Origin of the sequence: Spirosoma radiotolerans, assembly GCF_000974425.1 — a bacterium.
Lineage (GTDB): Bacteria > Bacteroidota > Bacteroidia > Cytophagales > Spirosomataceae > Spirosoma > Spirosoma radiotolerans.
The window spans coordinates 3,930,731-3,945,622 of record NZ_CP010429.1 but is presented as its reverse complement, the minus strand read 5'-3'; the positions used below and the strand labels follow the sequence as shown (position 1 = coordinate 3,945,622).

Below are 14,892 nucleotides of genomic sequence, written 5' to 3'. Positions count from 1 at the left end.
GGAATGGCTTTTTTGTTTTTGAATAGGGGCAGCATGGGCTTTAGTCATTAAACAAGCTTACGTACTGAGCTGATGACGAACTCGCCATTGAGTAACCGCTCAATCACGATCTTGTACTGGCCGTAACCTTCTGTAAACTGAATCGACTGCATCTCGAACCGGTTTAGTCCCAGCGAGCCCTCCCGGCTTGTCGTTAAATCCCGAAGCATCCGAAAATTATCGAACAGGAAGTCGGCAAATCCTTCTTTTTGCATTAATGTGTGACTCACCGCCACGTACCCTGTAAACGGTTTAGCAGGGGTATACGTGTCGAGTGCTGTTGTGGTGGGTAAACTTCCGTTAATCATAGTATATAGTTTTGAAAATCAATATACGTCATATATAAAAGCCGCGCAACTCATTGCCTGTTCGATTGTTTACTAATCAGGTAAATTTTTTAGGAAAAGGTCCTGCTATTAGCAAGGACTTTAATGCGGCTTCTGTTGGCGGTATTTCCGCCAGACGTTCGTAAACGGCTCAATTCATCATTTGGGGCGTCTCAAATTTTGTTTGGGTCGAAGCAGTGGGTACTGATCTGCCACCTTTGGATCGTCAATCACAAACGTCCAGCCCCATGATACGATTCTTTACTTCAACCCTATTGCTGCTGACTACAATTTGGTCAATGGCCCAATCCATAACGGGTTCTGTGCAGGATACCAAAAACCAGCCTGCGTCGTTTGCTGTCGTCAAGCTTCTTCGAGCCAATGACGCTACGCTTGCCAAAGGAACACTCGCTGACGAAGCCGGCCACTATACATTTACGGAAGTAAGTGCTGGTACGTATCAAGTTCAGGTATCGCTGGTAGGCATGGCAAACACCACTAGTCAGCCTGTTTCGGTGCAGGACGGGCAGTCGTTCGAACTGAAGCCATTGGTGCTCAACATTGCCGGGCAAACGTTGACGGATGTGACCGTTCGGGCGCAGAAATCATTGGTCGAACAGCAGGTCGATAAGACCGTACTCAATGTGGCGACCGATGCCACAGCTCAGGGGAAAACGGCCTATGAACTGTTGCAACAGGCACCCGGCGTGGTTATTGACCCGAACGATAACATCCGGATGGCTGGGAAACAGGGCGTGAATGTGTTTATCGACGGAAAACCAGCGAACCTGTCGGCGGCTGATCTGGCCAACTTGCTCCGGGCCACGCCCGCATCGACTATTGACAAGATCGAATTGATTACGAACCCGTCGGCCCGCTTCGATGCACAGGGTGGGGCGGGGATCATCAACATCAAATTCCGGCGGGATAAGCGCTTGGGCCTGAACGGAAATGCATCCGGAGGCTACGGCCAGAGTGATCACCATCGGGCCAACGCGGCTCTTGATCTGAACTACCGCGCCAACCGTATAAATCTGTTCGGGAATGCCGCCGTTAGTGATAATTTTCAGATTACCAACGTCTTATTGGACAGAGTGGCGGGTGGATCGCAGTTCCGTCAACGCGGCTACGACTCCGACGGAACGCGGGCAATTATCTACAAAGCCGGGGTCGATTATACGCTGGACCATCGGAAGGCATCACCCCGGCAAACGATTGGCCTCGTGGTATCGGGCAACTCGTCGGGCAATCGCTTCGGAACATATACCACGACTAAACTTATTAACAGCCAGAATACACTGGATTCGAGCCTCATCAATCAATCGACAACCGGAACGGCGGAACGTCCCGCGCGAAACAATCGGGTCAATGCCGCCCTGAACTACCGCTATGCCGATACGCTGGGCTTGGAGCTAAACCTCGATGCGGATGTGACGCGCTTTACCAACACCGCACCCAGCGCCATCACCAGCAACTATGTCGATCCAAATGGCCAGCCGCTGTTTCGGCGGCAACGCCGGTTCGATGCGGCAACCGACATTACCATCGTTACGCTGAAAGGCGATTTTGTGAAGGAGTGGAAAAGCCGCCATCTGAAACTCGAAACCGGCCTCAAACGAACCGATGTTTCCACTGATAATGACTTGTTGGCGTTTACCGGGCCGGATCATACAGAAACGACCGAACAACCCGACGTCAACCGGACAAATCGGTTCACCTATCGGGAGAAGGTCAGCGCGGTGTATGCCTCGCTAAACCGGTCCGTAGGGAAATGGTCGGTGCAGGGCGGGGTACGGGTCGAACACGCGAATGTGACGGGACGCTCCGTCGATTTGCGCCAACAGACCATCAATTCGCCGGATACCAGCTACCTGAACCTGTTTCCAACGGCCTTTGTACAGTATCGGGCTACCGACAACAGTCAGTTTTCGATCAATTACGGACGACGGATCGGGCGACCCAACTACCAGGACATGAATCCGTTTGTATACCAGATCGATCCCTACACCAGCCAGCGGGGCAACCCCTATCTGCGCCCCACCTACACCCACAATCTTGAATTCAGCTATACGTACAAATGGGCGTCGACAATTAAACTGGCTTATAGTCATACCGATGATTTTGCCACCGATGTCATCCGGCAGGAAGGTCTTATGGCCTACCAAACGGTTGCTAATGTGGGTCGGGTCGATGCGCTGAATCTATCGGTTAGTACACCGTACCAGTTTACGAAAGGATGGAGCGTGTATGCGTATGCCGGAGCCACCTGGAATGGGTTTCGGGGAAGGCTGTCGGCTAACGAGCCATTCGATCAGCGGGCGTTTGCCTTCGAGGGGTACATGCAGCATTCGTTTACCCTCTCGAAAGTCTGGTCGGCGCAGGTGTCGGGCTTCTGGAGTGCCCCCACCCGGCAGACGGTTTATCGTATTGGCGGGCTGGGTGCGCTGAACCTGAGCCTTCAGAAGAAAATCATGCAGGACCGTGGCAAAATCACCTTAGGAATCGACGATTTGCTGAATACCATGCGCTGGAAACAGTCGGCTGATTTCCTGACTCAGCAGTTCAACATTGACCGAAAATGGGAAAGTCGCCGGGCAACGATCCGGTTTAGTTATCGCTTTGGCAGCAAAGACGTCAAAGCAGCCCGCGAACGACCGACTGGAACAGAGGCAGAACGAATCAAGACGAAAAGCAATCTATAAACGGAATAAATGAAAAGGAAAACCATTTATCTCACCCTGATCCTGTTTATCCAAACCCTTTCTTCTATCGGTTTTGGGCAAAAAACGGAGTCAGCCGATGCGGTTGCCCGCGTGGCGTTTACCCTCCGAAACAACCTTGGATATCATCGGATGTTTCGCGCCGAAGGGCCGGGTATGGCGTATGGGTTTACCATGAACCGCAACGAATCGACGCCTAAGAACTGGCCGGTCGGCAGCAAACTCTACTTTAGTAAGGACGGCGAAACCGCCGAAGAGTTTATCCTCACCGTAACGGCTGCTGACGCGGGCAAGACATTACTAACGGACCCCGAAACGACCACCCGTTCGTCAATTCCCCTGGTGACCGTTCGTTTCCGAAACAATAGTCTGTTGCCGCATAAAATTATGCTGATTACTTATCGACCCGACGAAACGGGAAATGGCACGCAGGGAATCATGCTGATGCCGCAGGGCAGCACGACGCAAAAATTACCCGTTGGTACGAAAGTTTATTTTGCTGATGCTAAGCAGGTCAATGTTGTTATGAGTGGTCAGCGGATCGACGGGAGCAAGCCTTTTCTGGTCGTCAAAAAAGAAGACGGTGGCAAAACCATCGATATCTTTCGGTAATAAAACAGAGTGTATCTTGCTCGTAAATAGATGCATCCATGACGTTTGAGTTCAACGCTTATTCAGCGCCCCTGCTATTTGGCTTTATTCAGGGCTGGATTTATGCCCTGTTGCTATGGGTACGGGCCCGGCGCGAAGAACGCCTGTCTGACTGGCTGCTGGGCTGGGTATTGGTGGGCCTTAGCTTCAACATCTGGGAGTACATGCTGGGCTTTGGCGGTATAGAAATTCTTTGGCGCGAACTGGAGTTTTTCCCCCGGACAATCGGCTTTTTGTTTCCGGCTTTATGCTATTTCTATCTGAAAAGCCAGATTAATGCCGACTTTCGATTCTCCCGGCATGATCTCTGGCACGCGGTTCCGTTTTTGGTTTATGTCGTTTACCACCTTATCGTTTTTTCGATGGGGCCTGCCTTCGTCGAGCGTTGGAAAGCGACTGTACATTACCCGTACCACATCAACGACATAGAGTCTGTGGCGGGTATTGCCCTGAGTGTCTATTACTTAATCCTGTCATTACGGCTTTACCGGCAGTATAGAGCCTGGATAAAAACGCAGTTCTCGGATACCGAGACAATCAGTTTCCGCTGGTTCCGGAATTTCCTGATTGCGCTGACGGCTACGTTCCTGTTTAGCCTGTTCATGATGATTCTCGATGTTGTGTTTACGCTTACTTTTTGGCAGGACTGGTGGGATGAACTGGCGGGCGTTTTTATGATCTATTACGTTGGTATTCACGGCTATGCACAGGTGCAACCTGGTCGGCGGTTGACGTTTGGGCAAACGACAGTCACTGATTCATCACCAGATGGAGTAGGAGTGGAGCCGGAAAGAGTACCTGAATCGGTGCTGCAAACCAGTGAATTAGCCCGGCTGGTGAGTAGAACACCCACTGCTTTAGCCACGGATTTAATCCCCTGGCGCGACACGTTGCTGGCTTATATGGAGAACGAACGTCCTTATCTGGACCCGGACTTGTCGTTGAACGACCTCGCCCGGCGACTCAAAACGAACACTTCCGTACTGTCGCCGGTCATCAACGCCGGAACGGGGAAGAATTTCAATGATTTTGTCAACCAATACCGGGTCGATGCGTTCAAACGGCAGGCGCTTGACCCGGCCAATGGCCATTTGAGCTTATTGGGCATCGCCCTGGATTGTGGCTTCAACTCGAAAGCAACGTTCAACCGTGCCTTTAAAAAACTTACCGGGCAGTCGCCCAGAGAGTTTGTGGAATCGGTTGAGTAGGCACCATTTTAAATTTTCGGGCGATGGGACTTTTTGTCATTGCGACGCAGGAGCAATCTTCGGGTGAGTAAATTTTATCGCACCCGAAGATTGCTCCTGCGTCGCAATGACAAATCAATCACCACAGGTTCAATTAATTTTACAATTCAGGCCGGAATCAGGGAGTTGATAAACGTAGGCCGTACCCGCTTTTTCGATGCCTGCTCATAGGCATAGCCCATGGTCAATAAGGCGCCTTCCTGATAAGCTCCGGCAATGAGCGAGAAGCCGACGGGTAAGCCCTGAACACTGCCCATCGGAATGGTGATGTGCGGATAACCCGCCATAGCCGCTGGTGGACAGAAATAAAAACCCGTATCGTAGTCGCCGTTGATCAGGTCGATACAGCCCGCAAATCCAATGCTGGTCCCGCAGATGGCATCCAGCTTATGTTCGGCCATGAGTTTATCGATGAGCTGGCGCGAACTCCGGGTTTTGGCCAGTGCATCGGTATATTCCTTGCTGTCCAGTCCGGCTTTAGCCTCGCTACTCTCCAGTGTCTCCTGCTTGAAAAAAGGCATGGCTTTAACCGCGTTCTGCTGGTTAAACGCAATCACCTCGGCCAGTGTCTTGACGCGGGCATTGGCGGTTGCCAGATACCGGTTCACGCCGTCTTTAAACTCGTATTGCAGGACCGTAAATTCAGCCCCGCCAATGTCACTAAGCGATTTGAGCAGCTCAACCTCAACAATACTTGCGCCCTGTTTTTTCAGCACCTCAATGGCCTGTTTATATAGGCCAACCACGCCCTCGTGCCCTTTCAGGAATGATTTCTCGACGCCAATGCGCTTGCCCGATAACCCGTTTGCCTGGAGAAAAGTGGTGTAATCTTTCGTGCTTTTGCCGTTGCTTTCGCTGGTGACGGCATCGGCCGGATCGATGCCTACCATAGCGCCCAGTAAAATGGCGGCATCGGTTACGGTTCTGGCCATTGGCCCGGCGGTATCTTGCGTCTTCGAAATGGGAATAATGCCGCTGCGGCTGATCAGTCCGACGGTTGGCTTTATCCCGACTACGCCACAAAACGAGGAAGGGGCAATTATGGAACCATCCGTTTCGGTCCCAACGGCCACCGCACACAGATTGGCGGCCACGGCTGATCCTGACCCGGAGCTGGAGCCGCATGGACTGCGGTCCAGCACAAAGGGGTTCCGGGTTTGCCCGCCCCGGCTGCTCCACCCACTGCTCGAGCGGGTTGACCGGAAGTTGGCCCACTCGCTGAGGTTTGTTTTGCCCAGAATGACCGCCCCGGCCTCCCGTAATTTAGTGACGACGAAGGCATCTTTTGCCGCTTTATGGCCTTCCAGCGCCAGCGAACCAGCGGTTGTCATCATTTGGTCGCCCGTGTCGATGTTGTCTTTGATCAGCACCGGGATGCCATGTAGCGGCCCCCGGTTTTTGCCCGCCTTGCGTTCTTCATCCATCGCTTTAGCCATGGTCAGCGCGTCGGGGTTAACTTCAATAACGGCATTCAAGCCAGGGCCATTTTTATCAATGGCCTCAATGCGGTCTAGGTACAACTGGGTAATGGTGGCCGAGCTAGCCTGGCCCGATTGCATTTTCTTCTGGAGATCACCGATGGTTAGTTCATTCAGTTCAAACTCATCCGTGAAGGGTTGGGTGTCATTTTCTGAGCTTGTCTTTTTGGGTGTGTTGCAGGCTGCTACGGTCAGCGACGCAGCCGATACGCTAGCCACCGAACTGCTCTTGATAAAATTCCGTCTGTTCATGACGTGTTTGCGAAGATGATAGGGGTAAGAAGAACGGGGTATCAGGCAACTCGGTAATCCTTGCGTTATTGAGGGCGCTTGAACAGGCCGACATAGGCCGCTTTGCCCAATACGTGGGCCTGAATGGCGTTTAATACGGCTGTTCGTGTGGCCGATCCTTCTGTTCCCGGCTTCACATCGAGTTTGGTATCCAGGGCATACAGTTCAAAAACATAATGGTGTAAAGGCCCCGAAGCAGCCGCACCCGGCCCCCGATAGGAAGGGGTAAACACATTTACCTGATAACTGCCATCTGGCAGTTGTGCTCCGGCAGGAATTGCTTCGGGCAGCCCGGTCGAGGTAGCCGGAATGTTCCAGACCAGCCAGTGGAGATTATCGTCAATCGTTTTATTTCGGCTCACATCGACATCGTGCATATGCAGCACAAAACTCTGCGTACCGGCGGGCACATCGGTCCAGGTCAGCGCCGGAGAAGCACCTCCTCCCGGCGCAGCGCCCGGAGCCGCCTGCGTGAACTTGATCGGAATGAGGCCCCCATCCGGGAAGGCCGTGGTGGTTAACCGCATTGGCGGGGCTGCGGTTGGTGCGGCCGGGGCTGGTTGCTGGGCAAGCGAAACTGAAACCGAACGGATCAGTAGGGCAGCGGCAAAGAGTACTCGTTTCATGTCTATCTAGGTTTAGTTTGTTTCTGGTATTCGGTTTTCCAACAAGGAAACCATGTCAAAATCTTCTTTTATAAAGCTGAGGTTTCGCTGCCATTTCGGCTATCTTCGGAATGGCAGCGAAACAATCCAGTTAGTACTTTTTCAGAATTTTGACGAGTTGGCGGCTGATCAGTTCGTATCCTTTGTCGGATGGATGCAGGCCGTCGTAGGTCATGTCAATAGCCTCCACCGGATACGGGTACTCATCTGTTTCGGGGCGAAATGGAATGTCGATAAAGTCTGGATACGGGTAGTTGGTATACTGGCCGCTTTTCGGGTCTTTCAGGCGTTTAAACTTAACGAGCTTCTTTAGTTTTAATCCGTTGGCGTGGTAAAGGTCCAGCACGGGCAGGTGTTCGAATTTACCAATGGAGTCGATTGCGTTGGCAAACGCTTCGAGATATTGTCCGTTTTTGGCTTTATACGAGCCATAGGCGTTGTTCTTAAAATTCGTCAGGTACACAAAATCAGCCCGTTGCATGGGCGTGATCAAAACGATGGGCGCCTGTGGATTCAATTGGCGGAGTTTATTGACAATAATCCGGAAGGAACCATATACTGTCGTGTTACCGGCATTGGCCTGATAATCGGCCAAACGGCCTAGAGGCCGGCTCGACCACCAGTCGTTGGTGCCCAGAAAGACGGAATATATATCCGCTTTAACCAGTCCCAGGTTGTCGATTTCTTTGGCAATACCACCCGAGGTCCAGCCATTATGCCCCTGGTTTGTGAAGTGAATGTACGGGAGCCGTTCGACAACCCGGGTCATGTACCCCTTGGTAACTCGATTTCCGGTTTCGTCCAGATGGTCATTCAAATACGTGATGGAATCTCCAATCGCCACCCAGCTAACCTCTTCATGTTTAATGGAGCCCGTTAAACAGATTAGAGCCAGGAGAATGCAAAACTGTTTCATGGTATTGACTATAGTACAGTCTGGAAAAGGAAATCGACGAAGCTGTTTACTGTTTGTCGAGTGAGAGCACCCGGAACTGAGGTGTTGCATAGTAAACCGCCGAAATATAACCCTCTTTTTTATACTCACCGGGTTAAAGCCCGGCGAGTATAAAAAGCCGAATTTCACTCGTTCACGAATTTGTTCAATGGGCACGCCTTCAATTCTTTAAGTCCGTCGATCACCGACGATGCGTTGACTTTTGCTCCGGCAGCGTTCGTGTGCGTGTTATCTTTCACGAAGTACGTGGCTTGCAGGAGCGTAGAGTCGCCCACGACGTCGTACTTGCGGGCAACCAGTTCGTTGAGGTTAATGAAGTAAGCTCCACTTTTGCCACCCTGCTCTCCGTTGGCCACCTCGGCAGCCCATTTGCCGTAGTCGGTATCGCCACGAATCACTTTCCCCTCTTTCCAGCTATTGCGTGGTACCAATGACAGGACAATGGGTATGGCTCCTTTGGCTTTGGTGTCGGTCACATATTTGCGGATATACCAGCCGTAGCTGTGTACGATCTCGTGTTTTTTCGTAATCAGATTATCGATTTCCTGCGTTTCGTTACCCGTGCCTTTAAGTGTTCCCCTGGCACGGAGGGTATCGTTAACGGCACTGGCATCGTTGTGCCCAAACTGGATCATGACAAAATCGCCAGGTTTTAACCGGGTCATGATTTTATCCCAGCGGCCTTCAGTCAGGAAGGTACGGCTGCTTCGCCCTCCAATGGCATGGTTCTCAATATGAATGCGCGTTGTGTCGAAATAAGCGTCGATGAAGTGCCCCCAACCCCACATGCCCCCATCGCCCTTGTCGTTGGAATTCTTAACGGTCGAGTCACCGATGAGGTAAAGGGTGGGGCGTTGCACCTGGGTGGCGGCCATCCAGAGAAAAGCAGTCAGGGAAAACAACAGGATGGATAGTCTCTTTTTCATAAACGTCTGTACTGGAAATCTAAGGGAATTTTGGCTTGTTAGCCGCTTAACCCGATCGTTTCGGTTAAGTTTGCGAATGTACGGCTTCGCTTGGTGCCAGACCAGGGTAGTCGTTGACATTAACGGGAACATATCCATTTTTTGACTAAACATTGTTTTCATTTTCTATGCAGATTAACCCTATGTCGCCTGAGAAAGCCTTTGCTGATACCGGTCTTTCATTACCGCCTGCGCCCCAGCCGTTGGGTGTTTACAAACCATTTCTGATTGACGGTAAATACCTATATGTGTCGGGGCATGGCCCGGTGCAGGATGATAAAAGCCTGATAATTGGCCGGGTTGGGGCCGATCTGGACATAGAACAGGCCAAGTTGGCTGCCCGGCAAGTGGGCCTCACTATTTTGTCGACCATCCGAACAAACCTAGGTAGCCTTGATCGGGTAAAGCGCGTTATTAAGGTGCTCGGCATGGTGAACTGCACGGCCGATTTTGGTCGGCATCCGTACGTCATCAACGGATGCAGCGAACTTTTTGCTACCGTTTGGGGACCCGACAACGGCATTGGCGTTCGGTCGGCGGTGGGTATGGGTTCATTGCCCGACAATATTCCGGTCGAAATCGAAGCTTTATTTGAACTGGTTTAAGCATGGAACAAGCGCCCTGGTACTCGATTGCCGACGTAACCCAACTCGATACACCTGCTCTGGTAGTTTATCCGGACCGGGTCAAACAAAATATTGCGTTCCTAATAAAAGCGGTGGACAACGTGAGTCGGTTGCGGCCCCATGTCAAAACAAATAAATCGCGGGAAGCCTGCCAGTTGATGCTCGACGCGGGTATTCGGAAGTTTAAATGTGCCACCATCGCCGAGGCCGAAATGCTGGCGATGATCGGTGCGCCTGATGTGCTGCTGGCTTATCAGCCAAACGAGGCCAAGATGCATCGGTTGCTACGCCTGATGAGCACTTATCCCGACACCGCGTTTTCCTGTCTGGTCGATAATAGCACAACTGCACAGCAACTGTCTGACAGGGCTGTGGCGGCTAACCAGGTCGTACCGGTCTACATCGATTTGAACGTGGGCATGAACCGAACCGGGATGGCACCGGGTGGCGCTGTTCTGGCGCTGTATGCAGAACTGGATCAATTGCCGGGTGTTCGACCCGTGGGCTTGCACGCCTATGACGGGCACCTGCGCGACCCGGATATCGCCGTTCGTACAAACCAATGTGATGCGGCTTTCTGGCCCGTTCAACTCCTGAGTGATACGCTTGTTTCGCAGGGGTTTGCCCGGCCGGTGCTAGTGGTGGGCGGGAGCCCGACGTTTCCGATTCATGCCAAACGGCCGGATGTGGAATGCAGTCCCGGTACGTTTATTTACTGGGATAAAGGTTACCAGAGCGCGCTGACCGAGCAACCGTTTTTACCGGCTGCGCTGGTCGTCTCGCGGGTAATCTCCCTGCCCGATGCAACGAAAGTATGCCTGGATGTGGGCCATAAGTCCGTCGCTGCCGAGGGCGAACTTGCCCAGCGGATCACGTTCCTGAACGCACCGGATGTAACCGCCATTGGGCAAAGTGAGGAGCATTTAGTGGTAGAAGTCGAACTGGGTCACTCATATCAGATCGGCGATGTTTTCTACGGATTACCGAATCATATTTGCCCGACGGTAGCCCTTTACGAACGGGCCTATACCATCGAAAACGGTGACGTAACCGCCGAGTGGCGGACCATCTCCCGCGACCGCCTGATTTCTGTGTAGTGGATAATCTGTCTGGGCTAAGCCAGAGCTTGGCCCAGACAGATTATCCATCAAACATTAGCGACCCAGCCAGTCTTTGAATTCTGACTGGCGGCTTGTGCTGACGAATACTTCCTGACGGGAAACGGGCAACAAATCGAGTTTGAGCTTTCCCGCTGAATAGGCGTGAACAACCTGGATAGCGGTTCGGGCAATGATAATCTGGCGGTTCACCCGAAAGAAATGACCAGGATTAAGCAGGCCCGATACCTGATCCAGGCTGTATTCGAGCGGCAACAACTGCCCGCCTTTCGTGACAAGGAACGTGGCTTTTTCCTCCGAATAGAAATACGCAATATCGGTCACCTCTATACTGTGAATTTTGGTGCCAATGCTGACCATAAAGCGCTCTTTGAAGCTGCTCGATGCGGGCTTCTGCATTAATTGAACCAGCGCCTTCAGGTCGGGCAGTACCGGTTGGCTGCGGGTGGATTTGAATTTCTCGATGGCCGCTACCAACTCGTCGTACTCAACTGGTTTCAGCAAATAATCGACGCTATTGACCTTGAAAGCTTTGAGCACATACTCGTCGTAGGCGGTCGTAAAAATGATCGGTACTGTCAGGTTTATCTGGTCAAAAATACGAAAAGCCAGTCCGTCCTCCAGATGAATATCCATGAAAGCCAGGTCGAGCTGCGGTGGTTGGCCGCTGCCATGCTCACTGAACCAGGCAACGGCTTCCTTTACAGAAGGCAATTCGGCCAGAATATGAACCGAGCCATCATACTTTTTCAGCATTCGCTCCAGTTGACGGGCCGTGCGGGCTTCATCTTCAATAATGACGACGTTCATACGAATAAAGGGATTTTGACAACAAACAGGGTATCCTGATGCCCATACCACACCGGTCGACGGGTGAGCAGCGCATAGCGGTTCACAATATTCTGTAACCCCAGGCCCGTTGAAGATTCGGGCTGGTCGCGGGGGAGCCAGTTGTTTTCGGTAATCAGCACATCATCCTGGCAATAAATATGCACGCGTAATGGCTCGTCAAGGGCCATCCGATTGTGTTTGACGGCGTTTTCCACCAACAACTGAAGCGATAACGGCGCGATTCGATACCGATTCTGCTCGGCCAGACTGAGGTCAATAACGACCTCAAATTTATTTTCGAAACGGATCTGGAGCAGAAACGTGTAGGCACGGATGAAATCTACCTCCGTTTTGAGCAGAACCAGCTCCTGATCGCGCTGTTCGAGGATATACCGATATACCTTGGCTAACTGCTTGATGTATTGTTCCGAGAGGTCGGCATCCTCATGAACCATGGCCGTAAGAATGCTGAGGCTGTTGAATAGAAAATGCGGACTGAGCTGGTTTTTCAGGGCTTCTACCTGGCTGATCGCGGCTTCTTTCTCCGACTTTTCGGCCCGGAGCTGTACGTGTTTCAGTTGCTGATAAGAGCGGGAAATAAGGGTCAGGTAGAACGCAGACAGCATAATGACCAGATTAAACACACTATTTACCCGTTGTAGGTACGCGAAGACGTCGCGGCTAAACGGTGGCGTCTGAGACGAAGGCCGTTTTAGCAAATCGTTGTGAAAAAGCAGAGAGAAAAGTGTCGATAAGATCAGTTGAAAAACCTGGGCATACAGGGACGCTAACCCAAGCGAAATGAGCATGGTAAATGCCAGCGCCCGCCAACTGAAATCGAGCAGAAAATCCTCCCCAAACCAGCGGAATAATTGCATCTGAATCCAGTCGGTGGCCGTAATCCAGATGAAGTATAAGCCCAGCGCAATCAAAATGAAGACCGCTATCAATGGCGATATTTCCACCAGTTTGGCCGGATTCCGGACAGAGTCAGGCAGATTAACGTACAGTAGCAGCGGTGAATACAGCAGTAGCAACCGAATGGCTACTTGCCATTTTTGTTGGTAGGTCAGCTTATCGACCATTGTTCATTTTTAGTGAAAAGGTAAAGATGCCCCTCGGCTACTAGCTTACAAAAAGCCGGGTATCCTTTTTGGATCGTAACCCGCATGGCAAAGGCCTGACCAGAAATGCCCATCGAACAGCGTCTGGTCAGGCCTGCAAATTGGTGTCATCGCCAAAAGGGGGATTTGCTGGGCGTTTGTTGGCGGTCATTTAGTCTGCAAGCTCACCATATGGTAACCGGGAACCTGCATCACGGTAAAGGATTGAACAGTACGCTCGTTGCCAACCGCAACAGATAACTGGTAAACACCATTTGCCAGATTCGAAATGTCAAACTTTTGCTGAAAGCCATCGCGTAGGTTAACCTTACTTGAGTAGAGCACGTGACCCTGTTCGTCATTTAGAGCAAGTGTAGCATTGGCTGGCTGGGGAGCTACTACGAGTTTCACTTTATCATTCCCAAGTATGGATGCCGTGGCAACGGGCTTATTGCGCTCATTTGTGGTTGCGAACGAGGCTGAACTGGCTACCAGTCCCACCATTAGGAGAAGAATCTTTTTCATGATTTGTATTTGTTTACTTGTGTTTGATTGACTGGCCAAAAGTAGACTCAGCGTCAGGGCGTTGAAAATCAAAGCTGCCGAAGCGCGGGATCTAGGTGATGAGCGAAGCGTTTGGCGCGACGAGTGAAGTTCGTAAACGCTGCTAGTCCTGCCTACCAGTTTTACAAAGCTGCCTGACAGTAGGATGATAAATGAAGTCAGGAAATGCTTTTAACCGTGTCGGAATCCTTAATTAATCGGGGCTGATTATTTGTTTAAGTGATTGATTATCAATGGTAAGTTGGTCGTTCGTCCGCTGAAAACAGGTGCTCGTCGCCTTAATTCAAGCACTCATCGCCTTTCATTTTCTGGCCTGACCATCTCATGTCAACTTTGTCCTATCGCAACGGCGAACCGTCGCAACGGCGAACCGTCGCAACGGCGAACTATAAAAACGATTTAAACAAAAACAGCCATGAAAAAAGTATTTATTCTGATGCTCGGTCTGGTAGCCAGTACTGCATCATTTGCAACAACCAATGAGCCCAGTAAACCTGCAGCCGCTCAGACCCGACTGGTAATGACCCCCGAGCATAAAATCAAATTGTATGTTCAACCCATTCCAACGAAAGGCCAACTGGCGATCCGGGATGCCAACGGTCAATCCGTCTATACTGAAACCGTAAACCTTCAAAAAGGGCTGAGCCAGCAGTTTGATGTTTCAAGTCTAGGCACGGGTACCTATCAGTTGACGCTGGTGGCAGGGTCCCAGGCCCTCACTAAAACATTCGTTGTACAGGTTAATCCAAACGAGAGCTTTGTCGTTCAGGAATAAGAATCGTATGGCTATGTTACAACGTTAATGACTCATCTATGGCGTTGTAACCTAGCCAGATATACGTTGCCTGTAGCCGCTAACCGTACTGGTTCAGATGTAGAAAACCCGTCACCTTCTTCAGATAGGGCTTCGTTACCTAACATTCCCTGTTTAAAAGTAATTAGCACAACGAACGAATGGGCCGCCGTAGCGGTTTAAAATTTTACCGACCCCAAGAAGTTCACTTGTTATGCTGGAGCGGTGCCTTTCGATCAAATCGAAAACAAACCGATAGGCATCAGGCCTCAATGGAGTTAATTGCCAACAAGAAAGCGACCGTTGGACAATGAAACATGGAGGCTTTGGGAGCCAGTCTGTACTCAGCGGAATGTCGATTAGAAAGTCGCTAAGCGCAGAAACAATAGGCTTAACAGGGTCGTGTTATAAATTTTCGGTTGTGTCTGACGAAGACAGACGTATGAGTCTAGTTGCTTTTCCAGTGTCGCTAAATCGTGGAAATGCAGGCAGAAAGTGGTCGTCACATTCATATGTTGCC

Annotated in this window: 14 protein-coding genes; 6 read left to right on the top strand and 8 right to left on the bottom strand. The window is 51.1% G+C overall.

Annotated elements, in window-relative coordinates; genetic code table 11:
* Nucleotides 1-47: 47 nt before the first annotated feature.
* Nucleotides 48-347: a hypothetical protein gene (locus SD10_RS16050; protein WP_046575026.1), complete on the bottom strand. Its 300-nt coding sequence runs from the start codon at nt 345-347 to the stop codon at nt 48-50.
* A gap of 317 nt (nt 348-664) precedes the next feature.
* Here SD10_RS16050 and SD10_RS16045 point away from each other — a divergent pair, with 317 nt between their 5' ends.
* The 3 genes from SD10_RS16045 to SD10_RS16035 are packed head-to-tail and all read left to right on the top strand — an operon-like array spanning nt 665 to nt 4,944.
* Nucleotides 665-3,067, top strand: a complete 2,403-nt coding sequence (locus SD10_RS16045) for a TonB-dependent receptor (protein ID WP_227698986.1) — start codon at nt 665-667, stop codon at nt 3,065-3,067.
* Between the two features lie 9 nt (nt 3,068-3,076).
* Nucleotides 3,077-3,697: a hypothetical protein gene (locus tag SD10_RS16040; RefSeq protein WP_046575022.1), complete on the top strand. Its 621-nt coding sequence runs from the start codon at nt 3,077-3,079 to the stop codon at nt 3,695-3,697.
* Between the two features lie 38 nt (nt 3,698-3,735).
* Nucleotides 3,736-4,944: a helix-turn-helix domain-containing protein gene (locus tag SD10_RS16035; protein ID WP_046575021.1), complete on the top strand. Its 1,209-nt coding sequence runs from the start codon at nt 3,736-3,738 to the stop codon at nt 4,942-4,944.
* A 146-nt stretch (nt 4,945-5,090) separates the two neighbouring features.
* On the opposite strand, the gene SD10_RS16030 is transcribed toward SD10_RS16035, so the two are convergent.
* The 4 genes from SD10_RS16030 to SD10_RS16015 form a co-directional block, all read right to left on the bottom strand.
* Complete coding sequence (locus tag SD10_RS16030; protein WP_046575020.1) at nt 5,091-6,713, bottom strand: amidase; 1,623 nt, start codon at nt 6,711-6,713, stop codon at nt 5,091-5,093.
* A 65-nt stretch (nt 6,714-6,778) separates the two neighbouring features.
* The gene (locus tag SD10_RS16025; protein ID WP_046575018.1) at nt 6,779-7,378 is read right to left on the bottom strand and encodes a YbhB/YbcL family Raf kinase inhibitor-like protein; all 600 of its coding nucleotides are present in this window, start codon (nt 7,376-7,378) and stop codon (nt 6,779-6,781) included.
* 130 nt (nt 7,379-7,508) lie between these two features.
* Nucleotides 7,509-8,333, bottom strand: coding sequence for an SGNH/GDSL hydrolase family protein (locus tag SD10_RS16020; RefSeq protein WP_046575016.1), 825 nt, complete (start codon nt 8,331-8,333; stop codon nt 7,509-7,511).
* 164 nt (nt 8,334-8,497) lie between these two features.
* Nucleotides 8,498-9,298 carry a rhamnogalacturonan acetylesterase gene (locus SD10_RS16015; RefSeq protein WP_046579629.1) on the bottom strand — a complete coding sequence of 267 codons (801 nt, stop codon included), beginning with the start codon at nt 9,296-9,298 and terminating at the stop codon, nt 8,498-8,500.
* A 167-nt stretch (nt 9,299-9,465) separates the two neighbouring features.
* On the opposite strand from SD10_RS16015, the gene SD10_RS16010 reads away from it, so the two are divergent.
* Nucleotides 9,466-9,942 carry a RidA family protein gene (locus SD10_RS16010; protein WP_046575014.1) on the top strand — a complete coding sequence of 159 codons (477 nt, stop codon included), beginning with the start codon at nt 9,466-9,468 and terminating at the stop codon, nt 9,940-9,942.
* Nucleotides 9,943-9,944: 2 nt separating this feature from the next.
* The gene (locus tag SD10_RS16005; protein WP_046575013.1) at nt 9,945-11,060 is read left to right on the top strand and encodes a D-TA family PLP-dependent enzyme; all 1,116 of its coding nucleotides are present in this window, start codon (nt 9,945-9,947) and stop codon (nt 11,058-11,060) included.
* 57 nt (nt 11,061-11,117) lie between these two features.
* Here the strand turns inward: SD10_RS16005 and SD10_RS16000 are convergent, their stop codons facing one another.
* The 3 genes from SD10_RS16000 to SD10_RS15990 all read right to left on the bottom strand — a co-directional run bounded on the left by SD10_RS16000 (nt 11,118) and on the right by SD10_RS15990 (nt 13,540).
* Entirely contained in the window at nt 11,118-11,891 is a 774-nt protein-coding gene (locus tag SD10_RS16000) for a LytR/AlgR family response regulator transcription factor (protein ID WP_046575011.1), read from the bottom strand.
* Nucleotides 11,888-12,997: a sensor histidine kinase gene (locus SD10_RS15995; RefSeq protein ID WP_046575009.1), complete on the bottom strand. Its 1,110-nt coding sequence runs from the start codon at nt 12,995-12,997 to the stop codon at nt 11,888-11,890. The genes SD10_RS16000 and SD10_RS15995 overlap by 4 nt, the downstream gene beginning before the upstream one ends.
* 186 nt (nt 12,998-13,183) lie before the next feature.
* On the bottom strand, nt 13,184-13,540 hold the full coding sequence (locus tag SD10_RS15990) for a hypothetical protein (protein ID WP_046575006.1): 357 nt from the start codon (nt 13,538-13,540) through the stop codon (nt 13,184-13,186).
* 454 nt (nt 13,541-13,994) lie between these two features.
* Here SD10_RS15990 and SD10_RS15985 point away from each other — a divergent pair, with 454 nt between their 5' ends.
* Nucleotides 13,995-14,354, top strand: coding sequence for a T9SS type A sorting domain-containing protein (locus SD10_RS15985; protein WP_046575005.1), 360 nt, complete (start codon nt 13,995-13,997; stop codon nt 14,352-14,354).
* The last annotated feature ends 538 nt before the right edge of the window (nt 14,355-14,892 follow it).

Coding starts and splice junctions, on each gene's coding strand:
- SD10_RS16005 (WP_046575013.1), top strand. CDS start 9,945: ATGGAACAAGCGCCCTGGTACTCGATTGCCGACGTAACCCAACTCGAT.
- SD10_RS16040 (WP_046575022.1), top strand. CDS start 3,077: ATGAAAAGGAAAACCATTTATCTCACCCTGATCCTGTTTATCCAAACC.
- SD10_RS16035 (WP_046575021.1), top strand. CDS start 3,736: ATGACGTTTGAGTTCAACGCTTATTCAGCGCCCCTGCTATTTGGCTTT.
- SD10_RS16025 (WP_046575018.1), bottom strand. CDS start 7,378: ATGAAACGAGTACTCTTTGCCGCTGCCCTACTGATCCGTTCGGTTTCA.
- SD10_RS15985 (WP_046575005.1), top strand. CDS start 13,995: ATGAAAAAAGTATTTATTCTGATGCTCGGTCTGGTAGCCAGTACTGCA.
- SD10_RS16000 (WP_046575011.1), bottom strand. CDS start 11,891: ATGAACGTCGTCATTATTGAAGATGAAGCCCGCACGGCCCGTCAACTG.
- SD10_RS16050 (WP_046575026.1), bottom strand. CDS start 347: ATGATTAACGGAAGTTTACCCACCACAACAGCACTCGACACGTATACC.
- SD10_RS16030 (WP_046575020.1), bottom strand. CDS start 6,713: ATGAACAGACGGAATTTTATCAAGAGCAGTTCGGTGGCTAGCGTATCG.
- SD10_RS16020 (WP_046575016.1), bottom strand. CDS start 8,333: ATGAAACAGTTTTGCATTCTCCTGGCTCTAATCTGTTTAACGGGCTCC.
- SD10_RS16010 (WP_046575014.1), top strand. CDS start 9,466: ATGCAGATTAACCCTATGTCGCCTGAGAAAGCCTTTGCTGATACCGGT.
- SD10_RS16045 (WP_227698986.1), top strand. CDS start 665: ATGGCCCAATCCATAACGGGTTCTGTGCAGGATACCAAAAACCAGCCT.
- SD10_RS15990 (WP_046575006.1), bottom strand. CDS start 13,540: ATGAAAAAGATTCTTCTCCTAATGGTGGGACTGGTAGCCAGTTCAGCC.
- SD10_RS15995 (WP_046575009.1), bottom strand. CDS start 12,997: ATGGTCGATAAGCTGACCTACCAACAAAAATGGCAAGTAGCCATTCGG.
- SD10_RS16015 (WP_046579629.1), bottom strand. CDS start 9,298: ATGAAAAAGAGACTATCCATCCTGTTGTTTTCCCTGACTGCTTTTCTC.